15 protein-coding genes are annotated in these 13422 nt (G+C 71.7%); 10 read left to right on the top strand and 5 right to left on the bottom strand.

Going from position 1 to position 13422, the window contains the following annotated elements; all coding sequences use genetic code 11:
* Positions 1–237: 237 nt before the first annotated feature.
* Positions 238–378, bottom strand: a complete 141-nt coding sequence (locus ACFV7Q_RS35580) for a hypothetical protein (protein WP_385435067.1) — start codon at positions 376–378, stop codon at positions 238–240.
* 744 nt (positions 379–1122) lie between these two features.
* On the bottom strand, positions 1123–1596 hold the full coding sequence (locus ACFV7Q_RS35575) for a DUF6223 family protein (RefSeq protein ID WP_385435066.1): 474 nt from the start codon (positions 1594–1596) through the stop codon (positions 1123–1125).
* A gap of 220 nt (positions 1597–1816) precedes the next feature.
* Here ACFV7Q_RS35575 and ACFV7Q_RS35570 point away from each other — a divergent pair, with 220 nt between their 5' ends.
* The 4 genes from ACFV7Q_RS35570 (at position 1817) to ACFV7Q_RS35555 (ending at position 5353) form a co-directional block, all read left to right on the top strand.
* Complete coding sequence (locus ACFV7Q_RS35570; protein ID WP_385435065.1) at positions 1817–2944, top strand: sensor histidine kinase; 1128 nt, start codon at positions 1817–1819, stop codon at positions 2942–2944.
* The gene (locus tag ACFV7Q_RS35565; RefSeq protein WP_385435064.1) at positions 2941–3627 is read left to right on the top strand and encodes a response regulator; all 687 of its coding nucleotides are present in this window, start codon (positions 2941–2943) and stop codon (positions 3625–3627) included. The genes ACFV7Q_RS35570 and ACFV7Q_RS35565 overlap by 4 nt, the downstream gene beginning before the upstream one ends.
* A gap of 127 nt (positions 3628–3754) precedes the next feature.
* Positions 3755–4516 (top strand): metallophosphoesterase family protein, encoded by a 762-nt coding sequence (locus ACFV7Q_RS35560; RefSeq protein ID WP_385435063.1) that lies wholly within the window; start codon positions 3755–3757, stop codon positions 4514–4516.
* Positions 4517–4927: 411 nt separating this feature from the next.
* The gene (locus ACFV7Q_RS35555) at positions 4928–5353 is read left to right on the top strand and encodes a hypothetical protein (protein ID WP_385435062.1); all 426 of its coding nucleotides are present in this window, start codon (positions 4928–4930) and stop codon (positions 5351–5353) included.
* Positions 5354–5379: 26 nt separating this feature from the next.
* Here ACFV7Q_RS35555 and ACFV7Q_RS35550 read toward each other — a convergent pair whose 3' ends face one another.
* Entirely contained in the window at positions 5380–5919 is a 540-nt protein-coding gene (locus ACFV7Q_RS35550; protein ID WP_385435061.1) for a 2'-5' RNA ligase family protein, read from the bottom strand.
* A gap of 160 nt (positions 5920–6079) precedes the next feature.
* Positions 6080–6622 carry a GNAT family N-acetyltransferase gene (locus tag ACFV7Q_RS35545; protein ID WP_385435060.1) on the bottom strand — a complete coding sequence of 181 codons (543 nt, stop codon included), beginning with the start codon at positions 6620–6622 and terminating at the stop codon, positions 6080–6082.
* A 340-nt stretch (positions 6623–6962) separates the two neighbouring features.
* Here ACFV7Q_RS35545 and ACFV7Q_RS35540 point away from each other — a divergent pair, with 340 nt between their 5' ends.
* From ACFV7Q_RS35540 to ACFV7Q_RS35515, 6 genes are all read left to right on the top strand, one after another.
* Positions 6963–8222, top strand: a complete 1260-nt coding sequence (locus ACFV7Q_RS35540; RefSeq protein WP_385435059.1) for an esterase/lipase family protein — start codon at positions 6963–6965, stop codon at positions 8220–8222.
* Positions 8223–8572: 350 nt separating this feature from the next.
* A complete protein-coding gene (locus ACFV7Q_RS35535) occupies positions 8573–8941 on the top strand; it encodes a hypothetical protein (RefSeq protein ID WP_385435058.1) in 369 nt (122 codons plus the stop codon).
* A gap of 260 nt (positions 8942–9201) precedes the next feature.
* Entirely contained in the window at positions 9202–10434 is a 1233-nt protein-coding gene (gene fabV, locus ACFV7Q_RS35530; RefSeq protein ID WP_385435057.1) for an enoyl-[acyl-carrier-protein] reductase FabV, read from the top strand.
* Between the two features lie 139 nt (positions 10435–10573).
* Positions 10574–11146, top strand: coding sequence for an RNA polymerase sigma factor (locus tag ACFV7Q_RS35525; protein WP_385435056.1), 573 nt, complete (start codon positions 10574–10576; stop codon positions 11144–11146).
* Entirely contained in the window at positions 11143–12195 is a 1053-nt protein-coding gene (locus ACFV7Q_RS35520; RefSeq protein ID WP_385435055.1) for a hypothetical protein, read from the top strand. The genes ACFV7Q_RS35525 and ACFV7Q_RS35520 overlap by 4 nt, the downstream gene beginning before the upstream one ends.
* 196 nt (positions 12196–12391) lie before the next feature.
* Positions 12392–12649: a hypothetical protein gene (locus ACFV7Q_RS35515; RefSeq protein ID WP_385435054.1), complete on the top strand. Its 258-nt coding sequence runs from the start codon at positions 12392–12394 to the stop codon at positions 12647–12649.
* A gap of 292 nt (positions 12650–12941) precedes the next feature.
* On the opposite strand, the gene ACFV7Q_RS35510 is transcribed toward ACFV7Q_RS35515, so the two are convergent.
* A complete protein-coding gene (locus ACFV7Q_RS35510) occupies positions 12942–13217 on the bottom strand; it encodes a hypothetical protein (RefSeq protein WP_385435053.1) in 276 nt (91 codons plus the stop codon).
* Positions 13218–13422 lie beyond the last annotated feature (205 nt).

Here is a 13422-nt window from a genome sequence, read left to right as displayed (position 1 = left end):
TCGTGGATGTTCTGGCTGTCCTAGCTCTGTTATTACGCCACCTGGGGGGAGCAGTCACACGCGAAGAAGGACGCTCGGCCGGGACCTCCCGGCCGAGCGTCCTTCGCGTATGCGGCCACCAGGCCGGGGCGAGGGCACGCGGGTCGTTCCCGCCGACGTGCGGCGGCCGGGCGTCGCGTCGACGGCCTCAGCGGCTGAGCCCGGCCCCACCCCAAGGATCACGGCCAACCACCTGCCTCATCGGACGCAGCGCCACATCCAGGCCGCCACCCCCGGTGCGAGGCAGGAGAGGAGGGCCGCCAGCCCGGCGTACCCACCTGCCTCCAGCCCGAGCGCGGCCGGTAGCACCAGCGCCAGTCCGAGCAGGGCGATGCCCAACGCCGGGGGTGGACGCCGGGCCGGAACCGCCGTACGGGACGCAGCACGTGCCGGCCCGGGGCCGACACCAGGCACGCGACGGCGAAGACCACGAACATGCCGATGGCGGTCCGGGCGCCCAGCAGGCCCGTTCCCCTGCGCTCACCACTCACCATCCCCACACCACCGGCGATCCGGGGTCGCCCGGGGCGAACCACATCGGCACGGTGGTGCCCGGCTCCGGCGGCCGGTGCTGCCTGTGCACGGCACGGGAGGGCATCTCACGCGGGCCTGCGTCGAACGGAACCCGCACGCTCGCGAAGGCGGGCTCGCCCGGCTGGTCGGCTGGTTCTTGCCACGCACGGATCTCCGGCGAGTCGGACCACCGTGACGGTGTGCTCGCCGTATCCGGCCGCCATCAGCCTGGCGGTCTCCCGGCCGTACGCCGGGGAGACCGAGACCGCCACGGTGACCGCAGCCAGGACGGCCATCGGCACGAGCACCACGGCCAGCCGGTGCAGCGGCCGACTCACGTACGGGCCGTCGGGCAGCGCACTGCGGAAGGGCGGGGGTGTCGGATCCTCCGGGCCGTTGCGGCGCCAGTACGAGGCCCGGTGAGGAGCCCGGTACGAGGCGGCGACCCAGGCGACGGCCAGCAGTGCGGCCAGTGCGGCCAGCCCCGTCTCCTGGTACAGCGGCGGCTACGGGGAGACCGCACAGCACGCAGCCGACCGCCCCGGCGGCGCTGAGCAGCGTGCCCCCGCCCTACCGGCCTCGGCGTCCGCCGGTACGGCGCGATCGGACCACGGCCCATGCACCCAGGACCGTGCAGGTCAGTCCCACCAGCATCGCCACGTACGCCCCGCCCAGCCCGTTGCCGGTCCCCAGCCCCCCGTCGGCGGTGGCCGCGACGAGCCCGCCGAGGGCCGTGGCCATCAGTCCCGCCAAGACGGCCGCCCCCGCCCCGAGGGGGCCGTGGGCCGTGCCGAGACGGCTGGCAGGGCGCGCCAGTGCCAGTCCGGCGATCACCACGCCGGCCAGCCCCAACAGCGCGCCCGCGGTGGCCCCGAACCGCCCCGGACCGAAGTCGTGGACCCCGGCAGCGACTGCTGTCACGGCCGAGGCGTGCGCTGCCGCGGGTGAGGCGTGCGCTGCCGCGGGTGCGGCCAGCGCGACGCATCCCATCACCGCGGCCGCGGCGACGGTGAGCAGTTCACGGGCAGACGGACGAACGGACATCGCAGTGCTCCTTCTCTCCCTACGACGGGTCGTCCCCCGAGCATGGCCGTGGGGGCTGCCGCCGGTCGTCCAGCAGACGCAGACACTTCGCACTGCCGCCGACGCCGCACGCGGCTACTGCCGATGGAGCAGAACGCGCGGCAGTACCGCGCCCGCGGTAGTCGGCCGCTCGTCCGCCAAGGGGACTCCGGCCGCGGCGGTGGCCGGTTAGGGTGCGCGCATGAGTGCAGGTGCGTCCGCTGCGTGGGCACGGTACGGGAACGGCGTCATCGCCGTCGGTGTGGCAGCGGCGCTGCTGGTCACGGGGCTGTCGCAGGAGGGTTCCGCCACCGGTCGGGCCGTCCTCGGGTACGCCCTCCTCGTGGCCGGCGGGCTGGCGCTGGCCGCGCGGCGCCGGGCTCCGGTCGCCGTTCTGGGCGCCACGGGGTTGTGCTCCCTGGGCTACCAGGCGGCCGGTTTCGACGTGCCCGCCGTCGCGTACCTGTTCGCCGTGTACGCGGCCGTACGGGCGGGGCACCGCGCCGTCACCGTGGCCATGAGCGTGGTCGTCCTGGCCCTGCTCCCGCTCGCGGCCCTTGCCGCGGGCCCGCACGACACGGGCGAGGCGTTCGCACAGGCCCGGGGCGCCCTCGAAATCGCCTGGCTGATCGCTGCCGGCGCCGCGGGAGAGGCGCTGCGGCAGGCCGAACGGCGGGCGGACGAGGCCGAGCGCACCCGCGAGGAGACCGCTCGTCGCCGCGCCGACGAGGAACGGCTCCGCATCGCCCGCGAGCTGCACGACTCGCTCACCCACCAGATCTCGGTCATCAAGGTGCAGGCGGAGGCGGCCGTGCACGTGGCCCGCAGACGGGGCGAGGACGTACCGCCTTCTCTCCTGGCGATCCAGGAGGCCGGGCGCGAGGCGAGCCGGGAGCTGCGCGCCACGCTCGAGGCGCTGCGCGACGACGACACGGCCCCGCCGCGCGGGCTCGACGACGTCCCGGAGCTGGTGGAGCGCGTTCGTACGTACGGCCTGGACGCGACCCTCACCGTCGAGGGGCAGCGGCACGACGTGCCCGCCCTGGTTCAGCGGACGGTCTACCGGATCGTCCAGGAGTCGCTCACCAACGTGGCCCGGCACGCGAATGCCACCACGGTGTCGGTCCGGATCGACTGCCGTCCGCACACCCTCGCGATACGCGTCGTCGATGACGGCACGGCGACACCAGCCACGGCCCCACCACCCGGCCTCGGCCTGCTCGGCATGCGTGAGCGCGTCACCGCCCTCGGCGGCCGGCTCCGCTCCGCCCCACGTGACGGCGGCGGCTTCGCCGTCGAGGCCGAACTCCCCGTGGACCGGGCATCGTGATCCGTGTCCTGCTGGTCGACGACCAGCCCCTCATCCGCAGCGGATTCCGCGCCCTCCTCGACCTGGAGGACGACATCGAGGTGGTGGCCGAGGCCGCCGACGGCAGCGAGGGCCTGGCACTCGCCAAGGAGCACCTGCCCGACGTCGCGCTCATCGACATCCGGATGCCGGTCGTCGACGGCATCGAGACCACCCGGCGCATCGCCGCGGACCCAGCCCTGACCGGGGTGCACGTCGTCATCCTGACCAACTACGGCATGGACGAGTACGTCCTCGACGCCCTGCGCGCCGGCGCCGCCGGATTCCTGGTCAAGGACGTCGTACCGGAGGACTTCCTGCACGCCGTACGCGTCGCCGCCCGCGGCGACGCCCTGCTCGCCCCCGCGATCACGCGCAGGCTCATCAACCGGTACATCGCCCACCCACTCCCCGCCGGCACCAGCCCCGGCCACGGCACCGGCACCAGCACCGGACTGGAGGAGCTGACCAGCCGCGAGCGCGAGGCGGTCGCCCTGGTCGCGCGGGGGCTGTCCAACGACGAGATCGCCGACCGCATGGTGATCAGCCCTCTGACCGCGAAAACCCACGTCAACCGGGCCATGACCAAACTCCACGCGCGTGACCGCGCCCAACTCGTGGTCCTCGCCTACGAATCCGGCCTGGTGACCCCACACACCTCTTGACCGCCTCTCCCGTCCGTGTCAAGAGTCCCGCTCTGACCGTTCTGCCAGGTGGAAGGCGGCGTCACTTCCGCTACGCGTCGGGCGAAAGACCGCACCACCCGGCCGCCTCGACCCCACAGTGGTGACCATGCTGAATCGAGTAGCCGTCCTGTCCGACATCCACGGAGTCCTGCCGGCCCTGGAGGCAGTGCTCGCCGAACCAGACGTCAGCACAGCGGACCGCATCGTACTGACCGGCGACATCGCCGCCGGCCCGCAACCCACCCAGGTTCTCGACCTGTTGACCAGCCTCGGCGACCGCGTCGTCTGGATCAGCGGCAACGCCGACCGTGAACTCCTCGAACACCGTCGCGGGCAGCGCGACACGCCCCCGGTTCCGATCGCTCCCTGGGCAGCCGCCCAGCTCCGCGAGGACCACCTCGACCTCCTCAGCTCGCTACCACGGTCGCTGTCCCTGTCCGTGAACGGCCTGGGAAAGGTGCTGTTCTGCCATGCCACCCCTCGCGACGACGAGGAGGTCGTCCTCGTCGACTCCCGCCTCGACCGTTGGAAGGAAGTCTTCGACGGGCTGGATGACGACCTCCGCACCGTGGTCTGCGGCCACACCCACATGCCGTTCGTCCGCCTCGCCCACGGCAGGCTCGTGATCAACCCCGGCAGCATCGGCATGCCCTACGGGCGAACCGGAGCGCACTGGGCCCTCCTGGGCCCGGGCGTCGAACTCCGCACCACCGCCTTCGACATCCGGGCCGCAGTCACCCGGCTCAGCCAGGAGTCGTCCTACCCCGACATCGCCGAGTGGGCCGACTACTACCTGAACGCTCGCGCGACCGACGCCGACGCCCTCGCGGTCTTCGCCCCACGGGACGGACGCGACCAGAGCCCGTGACCCCGCCCCCCCGTCCACGGCGAGCAGACGTCGGCCCGCGGGAACTTCGTACGCGCCTGCGCCCCGAGGCGAAGGAATCCGCCGCTCGACCGCTCCCGGGCCCGCCCACCCGCTCCCCACCCGCGGAGGGGGGCGGCCTGCAGGATCAGGATCGGTACGGGCCGCGGTGTCGGTACCCTCCGTCAGCTTCGGACAGCTTCGGACAGCTTCGGACCTGCCCCCTGGAACCCGTGCGGCCACCCGTGCACGGCCAGCGACAGCAGGCGTCCCGCGCCGCCGTCGGACCCCGCCCCCGACCGGCCGCCCTGCGACGGTGCTCCCCGGTGGCGTCTGATCAGCCGTTCGGCGAGCGGTCCGGAACGCACACCCCGGGCCCGGACCGTAGCGGCCCGAACGAACGACCGAGGGATCATGGAAACGTACCGCTACAAAGTCCAGAGGAGCGGCTTCGGGCTGTTCCTCGGGATCGCAGCCGAGGCCACCCGCCTGACGAATCCACCGACCACGTGCGTCCCCGTCAGCAACCGCGTTTGGCTGGACGCTTCCGAGGTCAAGAACGCCTTCTACGGGAACCCGCTGGCCCTCAACGAGAGCGAAGTCGCCTGGTTGAGGGTCGGCCTGGGCAAGGTGTCCGACGACATCGAACGCATCGAGACCAGTGGCCACGTCCTGATCTCGGTTCGGGCCCTGGAGATCCTTGAGGTCGACTATGCAGAGGCAGCCCTCGCTCCGGCGATCGCCGGATGGGCCGCAGAAAGGTTCGCTCTGCCACCCCGACGCTGCAACGTCAGCCGCGACGGGGCCACCGGCCGGTTCACGCTCGACTGGAGCGAGTGACGCTGACCAGCCGCTCGTAGCCCTGGCTAACGTCCGAGTGCGAAAGACGCCCGTTCCCGCCACTTCACACCGTCGTGCACCATGAGTTCAACCGACGAGACGTGAGCCGTGAACGGGAGCCTGCCGGCGAGGTCGGCCTCGATCTCCGCCAAGGCGGCATCTTCCTGACCTTGGGCGATGGTCAGGTGCGGCACGACCTCGGCGAACCGGCCGCCGTAAGGCGGAGCCTCCGGCCAACGATCAGCGACCGCCTCCGTGAGCTGTCGCAACCGCGTGTCGGGCTCGGGGACGAGATGCAGCACGTGCGGGAACCGTCCGCATCTCTCGAACCGCAGGTCAAAGGCCTGGTGGCGGCCCAGCACGTCCGCGAGGGCAGAGTGGACGAGCGGATCCATTCGGCTCTCATCGAGGAACGGGAAGAGCACGGTGACGTGGGCCGGAACCCCGGCCTGGGCCGAGGGATCGAGCCGTTCGCGCCACCGGCGAACGGACGGCTCCGCCTCCGGGATCCGGACGATGAGCCCCGTCCGGCCCGCCCGAAACGCACTGGTGCTGTCATCTGCCATGACAACGCATGGTGTCACCACTGCCGCAGACGGCACGGCTCGTTCTCCTGCCGGCTGAATTGGACGGAGCCGGGGTGGCCGTTCCAGGTGCACCGGTGCAGCAGTGCACCGGGCGGCGGGAGGCCGGGGAACCTGGCCGCTCGGCGCCTCGTGGTGGGAGTCAGGGGCGGTCCAGGCCCCAGGTCTGCAGGAGGTACGGTCGTCCCTTCTCCTCACCCGTGATCAGCGGCACCTCGAGCAGTCTGAAGCCCGCCTTGGTGGCCACGGCGACGCTGGCCGCGTTCTCGGCCTCCAGCTCCAGGATCACCTGCTCCGCGCCCAGCTGCTCGAAGGCGTACGCGGCCATCACCCGCACGGCCCGGACCGCCAGTCCCTGACCGCGGTGCGCCGGGCCGACCGCGTAGCCGATTTCCGTGCCCTCGGGGGCGCGCCGCAGCATCACCTCGCCGAGCGGTGCGCCGCCGTCGACGGTGATCGCGAGCAGGATCGCCGTGCCCGCCGCTCGCAGCTGCCGGTCCCGGTCCAGCCGTGCGAGGGCGGCCGCGGCGTCGAAGGGGGACACGATCGGCGTCCAGTACGCGATGTCGGGGTGGTCGAACAGCTCGGGCATCGCGGCCAGATCGGCCTCCTCCCAGTCGCGCAGGACGAGCCCCTCTCCCGAGAGTTCGATCCGCTCGGGGAAGGATGACGTGGTGCCGGTCATGGTGGGGACCTCCTTGGCCTGTTCACGACGAGGCAGGATAACCGGCAGGCAGGTGAAAGATCACCAGCGTTTTCCGAGCGGATCGACGATGCCCGCGCCCGGTCGGCTTCGAGCCCGTACGCAGCCGTTTCCCTCGGCGTTCTCGGTCAGCCCGTCGGAGCGCCCGTGGACCGGCGCGCGGGTCGCTGTGGCACCAAGCCGGCGACCCGCCCGCTACACGGCGTAGTGGATACTTCTCTCTCCGTGACTATGCTGTCGGCGCTGACGGTCTCGCAGCGCTGCGCGGGCGAGACCGGTCACGTCGGTGAAGTCCCTGACCTGCACAAGGAGTCAACTGCTCATGTCTGCATCCGTCGTTGACGTCTGGGGCCCGGTCGCCCCGGGGGCCCGCTCCTCGTATCCCCCCGCCCCGGAACCGCACGACGAATGGTCCCTCCCCAACGGAACGGCCTGGGTCTACTACAGCCCGCTGAACCGCAGGCAGCTCATCAGGCCCGTCATCCTCTCCGACGGCTTCTCCAGCGGGTCGAGCAACCTCGACCAGCTGTGGCACGGCCTGGAGGAGAACGGCGACTACCGCTTCGTCTCCGAACTCCACGCGACCGGACGGGACGTGATCATCCTCGGCTACAACGACCGGACGGCCTCGATCACGGCCAACGCCGACACCGCCATCGACTGCATCCGCCGGGCCACCGCCGAGCGGGTTGGCACGGCGAAGCTGACCGTGGGCGGATTCAGCATGGGCGGCCTGGTCACCCGCTACGCGCTGGCCAAGATGGAGCAGGACCCCACGCTCCCCGACCACGAGACGTCCCTCTACTTCTCCTACGACTCCCCCCACCAGGGCGCCTGGTTCCCCATCGCCCTCCAGGCCTTCACGCACTTCGCGACGGACAAGTGGGGAGATGCCCCCGGCGTGGGCCCCGTCCTGCGCCAGTTCTCCGGGCTGCTCAACAGCCCCGCCGCACGGCAGATGGCACGCTGGCACATCGAAAAGGTCGGCGACACCCCGGTGCAGGCACCGGAGCGGGTGGCGTTCCTCCGGGCGCTCGACGAGGTAGGGGGATGGCCGCGGAACGTCCGCCGGGTCGGTGTGGCCAACGGCGTGGACACCGGTACCGGCAACGGAGTTCAGGCCGACGCGATCGCGGTGAAGTGCAACGGCGAAACGCTGCAGGACACCTGGCTCAAGACCCAGGCACAGGGGGACCAGGTGGTCGCACGCCTGCAGAAGACGGGCGAGGAGCCGACACTGGTGCGCACCAGCGGGCTGCCCGACATCGACGGTGCTCCCGGCGGCCTGTTCACCGTGCCGTCCCCCGCGGGGGACACCGGCAGCTTCGGCCTGGCCGCCCTCCTCATGGGTCTTCTCGGCAACACCGTGGATCCGAACGTCATCGGCACGTCCTGCTTCATCCCCAGCATCAGCGCCGTCGACGCCGGTGACATCAACGACCCGCAGACGCTCTACCGCCCGATCACACCGGATCACAGCGCACTCGACGCCTTCGAGTGCGCCAGCCGCAACGAGGGACACACCGCCATGACCGAAGAACTCGGCGCGTGGCTCGTGAACGAGATCGTCGCAGCCGGGTGACCACCGGGGTGGGCGGGCCGCACCGACGGAAGACCCGCCCACCCCGGGCCCCCCGCCGAGCGACGTCCACCACGGCCCAGGGCCGCGGAGCAGAATCACCGGGCCGAGGCGACATGCCGCCCGCGCCCGTCGCATGCGAAGGGCAGGCACCGCAAGCACGCCTTGTGACCGTGCACGGACGACCGCTCGGAGGCGCATGACTGTGCGGGATGAAACCTCCGGTACCCCCTGCTGCTTGTTAGCGTGATCATCTCGCCGCTTCTGCGGTGAAGCCGCAGCCCCTCCAGGAGGCGCGGGCGGCTTCGCATCGGCCCGCTCGACCGACGGGCCTTTCACGCCTTGGGGGAAACATGCAGATACGCAGGAAGGCCGTGACGGCCGTCGCCACGCTGGGCATGGCCGTGGCCTGCCTGGCCGTCGGCGCCGGTACGGCGGCCGCCGGTACCAACGGGCAGCAGATCAAGCTGTTCGACACCTCGAGCACGGTGAATTCGTTCCGCCTGTCGGGCCCCGACCAGAGCGGCCAGTGGGTCAGCCGTTGCTGGAACCGTCAGGGCATGACCACCTACGCCAGCGGCTGGTGGTGGAAGGGCACCGTGCAGGTGGACTACTACCACGGCTCCAACTGCAACTCCGGCTACTGGGCCAGCACCTCCGTGGAGGTACCTCGGCACCAGGACCACAGCGACTGGACGCAGCTCTACCTGCACGACCAGTAACGGTGCCGGTGCCCGGGGGGCTGACCCGCCCGGGCACCGTGACGACCGGGCACGGCAAGGCGACCCGTGCGGGCCGGACGTGCCCGGTCCCCCCAGCTGCGTCCCGCCCTAGCCGGAAGTAGGGGAACACTCCAAGATCGACTCATGATCCTTGTCCCTGGTGGGGCAACGGCCCGTGCCCGTACTGTCGCAGACTTGCAGGACGCGGTGGCCCGGCCGGTCGCCGCGTCTTCGGCCCGGTCGATCCAAGGACTGCAATCGTGAGCGAGCGCGTTCTCATACCCCGCAACCGGGGTTTCCTCTTCCTCGACTCCCACCCCGTGGGCTGCGCGCGGCTGGTGGCCGACATGTGGCGGGCATGCCCCGACTCTGCCACCGCGCCGGACGGTGCCGGCCCGGTGGCTCTGGTCATCGGCTCTTCGGCCGGATACGGCCTGGCGGCCACGGTCGCCGGACTCAAGCGCGCCGGGATCCGCGGCATCATGGTCTCCTTCGAGAAGGCCCCCACCGAACGGCGCACCGCCACGGCGGGCTGGTACCGCACCGCCGCCACCGCCGACATCGCCCGCACCGCCGGACGCGATCTGGTCTTCCTCAACGGCGACGCGTTCTCCGACTCGACGAAGGACCAGGTCGCCGACCTCATCGAGCAGCGTTTCGGCGGCAGGCTGGACTACCTGATCTACTCGGTGGCCGCGCCCCGGCGCACCGACCCGGACACCGGTACCGCGTACGCCTCCGTACTCAAGCCGATCGGCCGGGCGAACCGCACCAAGACCCTCGTCTTCGACGACCAGGGCCTTCCGGAGGTGCGCGAGGTGGAGACCGGGCCCGCCGAGGGCGATGACGTCGAGCAGACCGTGGCCGTGATGGGGGGTGCCGACTGGGAACGCTGGATCGACCACCTGGCTGGCCGCCGCCTGCTCGGCGAGGGCTTCGCCACCGCTGCACTGTCGTACATCGGATCGCCGCTGACAGCGGCGATCTACCGCGAGGGCACCATCGGCGCGGCCAAGGCCCACCTGGAAGCCACCGCCCGCACCCTGAACGACAAGCTCCGCGAAACGGTGGGCGGGCGGGCCGTGACCTCCGTCAACGGCGCCGCCGTCACCCAGTCCTCCACCGCCATTCCCGGCATCGCCCTGTACATCGGCCTGCTGCGCGGCGTCCTCGGAAAGGACCTGGTCCCGCCGGTACATCAGCTCGCCGCCCTGTGGGACCAGCTCACCGGTGCCGCTCCGCTCGCCCTGGACGACGAAGGCCGGATCCGCCTCGACACCTGGGAACTCAGTGACGACGTCCAGACGGCCGTCGCCGAACGCTGGGAGGCCGCCACGACGGACACCGTCGCCGGTCTCGCCGACCTCGACTGGTTCCACGCCGAAGTCCAGCGCCTGTACGGATTCTCCGTGCCGGGCGTCGACTACACCGCCGCAGTGGCCACCGACGTTCCCTGGCCCGCCCCCGTCCCCGCCCTCGTCTCCACCCCCTGATCCCGGCACGGATCCGTCGTACCGCCCGGCCGGTGTTGCGGTGGGGTGCGTGTGGGCCCGATGAAACGCTCGACGGTGCTTCGACCAAGTACTGGGTGAAGGGGGCCGATCGGGTCCCCCCCCTCAGGGAGGAAGCCGGGTGCGTAGCCCACGACACGAGACCGGACCGCCGGATCTCACGACGCCCGAGGGTTTCGGGGCGTTCTACGAGGAACACGTCGACGCCGTCCTCGGCTTCGTCACGCGCCGGGTCGCCGACGCCCACCTGGCGGCGGACTTGACGGCGGACATCTTCCTGGCGGCCATGGGCTCGGCAGGCAGCTACCGGCACCGCAGGGGAGTGACGGTCGCTTGGCTGTTCGGGATCGCCCGCAACGTCCTGGCGGGCCACGCCCGTGGGCAGGCGCGTGAGAACGGGGCGCTGGCGCGGCTCAGCGGGCGCAGGCTGCTCGACGACGAGGACGTGGCCGCGCTGGAGGAACGTATCGACGCCCAAAGGGCGTTCAGGGCCGTGGCCGAGCGCCACGCGGCGCTGTCCGAGCCATTGCGGGCCGCGCTCGACCTGGTTGTGATCGACGAGCTCACCCCGGCCGAGGCCGCGCAGGCCCTCGGCGTCACCCAAGCGACGGTACGGGTCCGCCTGCACCGCGCCCGCCGCGCCCTGCTGGCGCCGGTCCCCTCGACCAAGCCCGAGCTGGAGGCGATCCGATGACCAACAGGCCCCGCGCGTTCGAGGAGCGGCTCAGGGCGGCGTTGCTGGCCCGGCTGCCAGAGGTGGCGCCGGCTCCCACCCCGACCCGCGTCCGCCGCTACGGCGTCCCGCTCGCCGTGGGTGTCGCGACGGCCGCGGTCGTCGCCGTAATGGCCCTACCGGGGAGCACCCACAACGGCACCCGGCCGGCCGACGGCCCCGCCGGGGCGCCCGAGATCAGGAAGGATCCGGACGGCTCGCTGCGGTTCAAGATGCCGGAGCCGGGCGAGATCCCGGCGCTCGTGGACGCCTTGAAGAAGCTGGGTGTTCCCGCGGCGCTGGTTCCCAAGCGGCCTCCGTCGCAGTGCTCCGCGCCCGGCGGGGGGTACCGCGGCCCGCAGACCGATCGCGAAGCGGAGGTCCTCCAGGAATCCACCGACGGCTTCGTCTTCAAGGTCGACGCGAAGACGGTGCCGCCCGGCCACTCGCTCGCGTTCGAGTGGGCGGAGTACCACCCGTTGGGCGAGAAGGGGATCGGTGTCGGCGTGATCGAGACCTCGAAGGTCCCGTCCTGTGCGGTCGACCACTCGGAAGGTCTGGAGGAGCTGCTGAAATCGGGCTCCGGCGCACCTACGGGGGAGCCCGCCGACACGATCCGGGTTCCCGTGCCCACGGTCGACGAACTGCCCGAACTGGTGCGCAGGCTCCAGACGCAGGGGGTCAACGTCGCGGTGACCGAAAAGAAGGCCAAGGCGGAGTGCCCGCACGTGGGCGGCGGGTACCGCGGTCCGCAGGCCGATCCCGAGGCCGAGTTGCGCGGCAGGGGCCGGGAGCCGTCCACGTTGAAGATCAACTCGAAGACGGTCCCTCCGGGGTACACCCTCGTGTTCTCGAAGCCGGCGGACCCCCGGGGGCAAGTCGGGGCCGGTGTGAAGGAGACCTCGAAGGTCACGCCCTGCGAGATCGACTACTCGGCGGGCGACCCGGAACGGGCGAGGCTCAACGCGGAGTTGCAGAGCAAGCTCAGGGGTACCCCCGCCACGCCGCCGGCCGGTACGTCGCCGCGCTGACCGGTTGACCGCACGGATACCCGACGGTGTCAGGAACCTCCTGACCGCCACCCCCCTGAATTGGTGGGTGCCGTGCAACCAGCGGGGCTCGCTACCTTCGACCTCGGTACCGGACAAGTGGTCGTTTTTCATGAGAGAAGAGGCAGAGCCCATGACACCCGTCACCGGTCTGACCCGACGAGTCGTCGGAGCATCCGTGTCAGCCGTTCTGGCAGCCACCGCCCTGATCGGCGGCGCGGTGGTCACCGCGGCCCCGGCCCAGGCCGCGGCCCGACACTGCGACGACTATCTCCGGAGCCTGGGCTACTTCACCCCCTTCCAGGGTCTCCACTGCTCGAGGGGCGAATCCCAGGTCGGCAACGCTGCGCAGGAATGTGTGGAGAGGCTGGTCCGAGACGGCATCCAGCCGGCGCACGCTGACCGGGCGTGCCAACTGGCCCGCTGGGGGTGGTGACCCCCGGGAACAGGGCCGAGAACCGCCGTTCGTCAACCGCCTCTACCTGACGGATCGGACCGCCTACTGAGGACGCGCACGCCCTGCCCTCCGACGACGAACCGCCGGGCGTCCTTGAGGCACGTGGGCTTGCGGGCCGTGCCGTACGCCCGGGCCCGGTGCCGTTCTCGTCGCCGAGGCCGTGGCCCCGGCGACGAGAACGGTGCGGGTGGAGGACCCGAACGGTGGGCCGGCCCCGTGCGACTTCGTCGCTTCCCCCGGTGGACCGGCCGGAGCCCAGGACTCCGAGGCTCTACCGGTCGCTGTCCTCGACCCAGATGTAGAGGGCGAACCGGTTCTTGCCGGAGGCCGGGGTGCAATATGCCGGGCCCGCATAGGAGGCCACCAGCGAGTAACAGGTCGACTCCGAGTAGACGCCCTCACGTACCCAGCGGCCCCGGGCGGTCTCCGCCGCTTCCTCCGCTGCGGGGCCGGCCTGGGAGGGCAGGGGGGTGGCGTGTGCGGTGGCTCCGCCCGCCAGTACGGCGGCCGTCAGGGCAAGACCGGTGAACAGCAGTCGTGCACGCACAGGTGTCTCCTTTGCTGTCGGTGAGTTTCCCGGGCAGGGGCCCGTGGAAGCCGCATGCCGCCGGCTCGATCACGCCGGGGCCGGGCGCCGCCCAGCTTTGCCGCGGGCCGACGGGGCGGGCAAGCGGACGGGCTGTCCCGGACAGTCCGGCGGCGTCCCACCTGTTCACCGGTGCGTGTCCGGCGCCGTCCGGACGGCGCCGGAC

Source organism: Streptomyces sp. NPDC059851, from assembly GCF_042732005.1.
In the GTDB taxonomy this organism is placed as follows: domain Bacteria; phylum Actinomycetota; class Actinomycetes; order Streptomycetales; family Streptomycetaceae; genus Streptomyces.
This window is presented reverse-complemented; position numbering and strand designations above follow the sequence as displayed.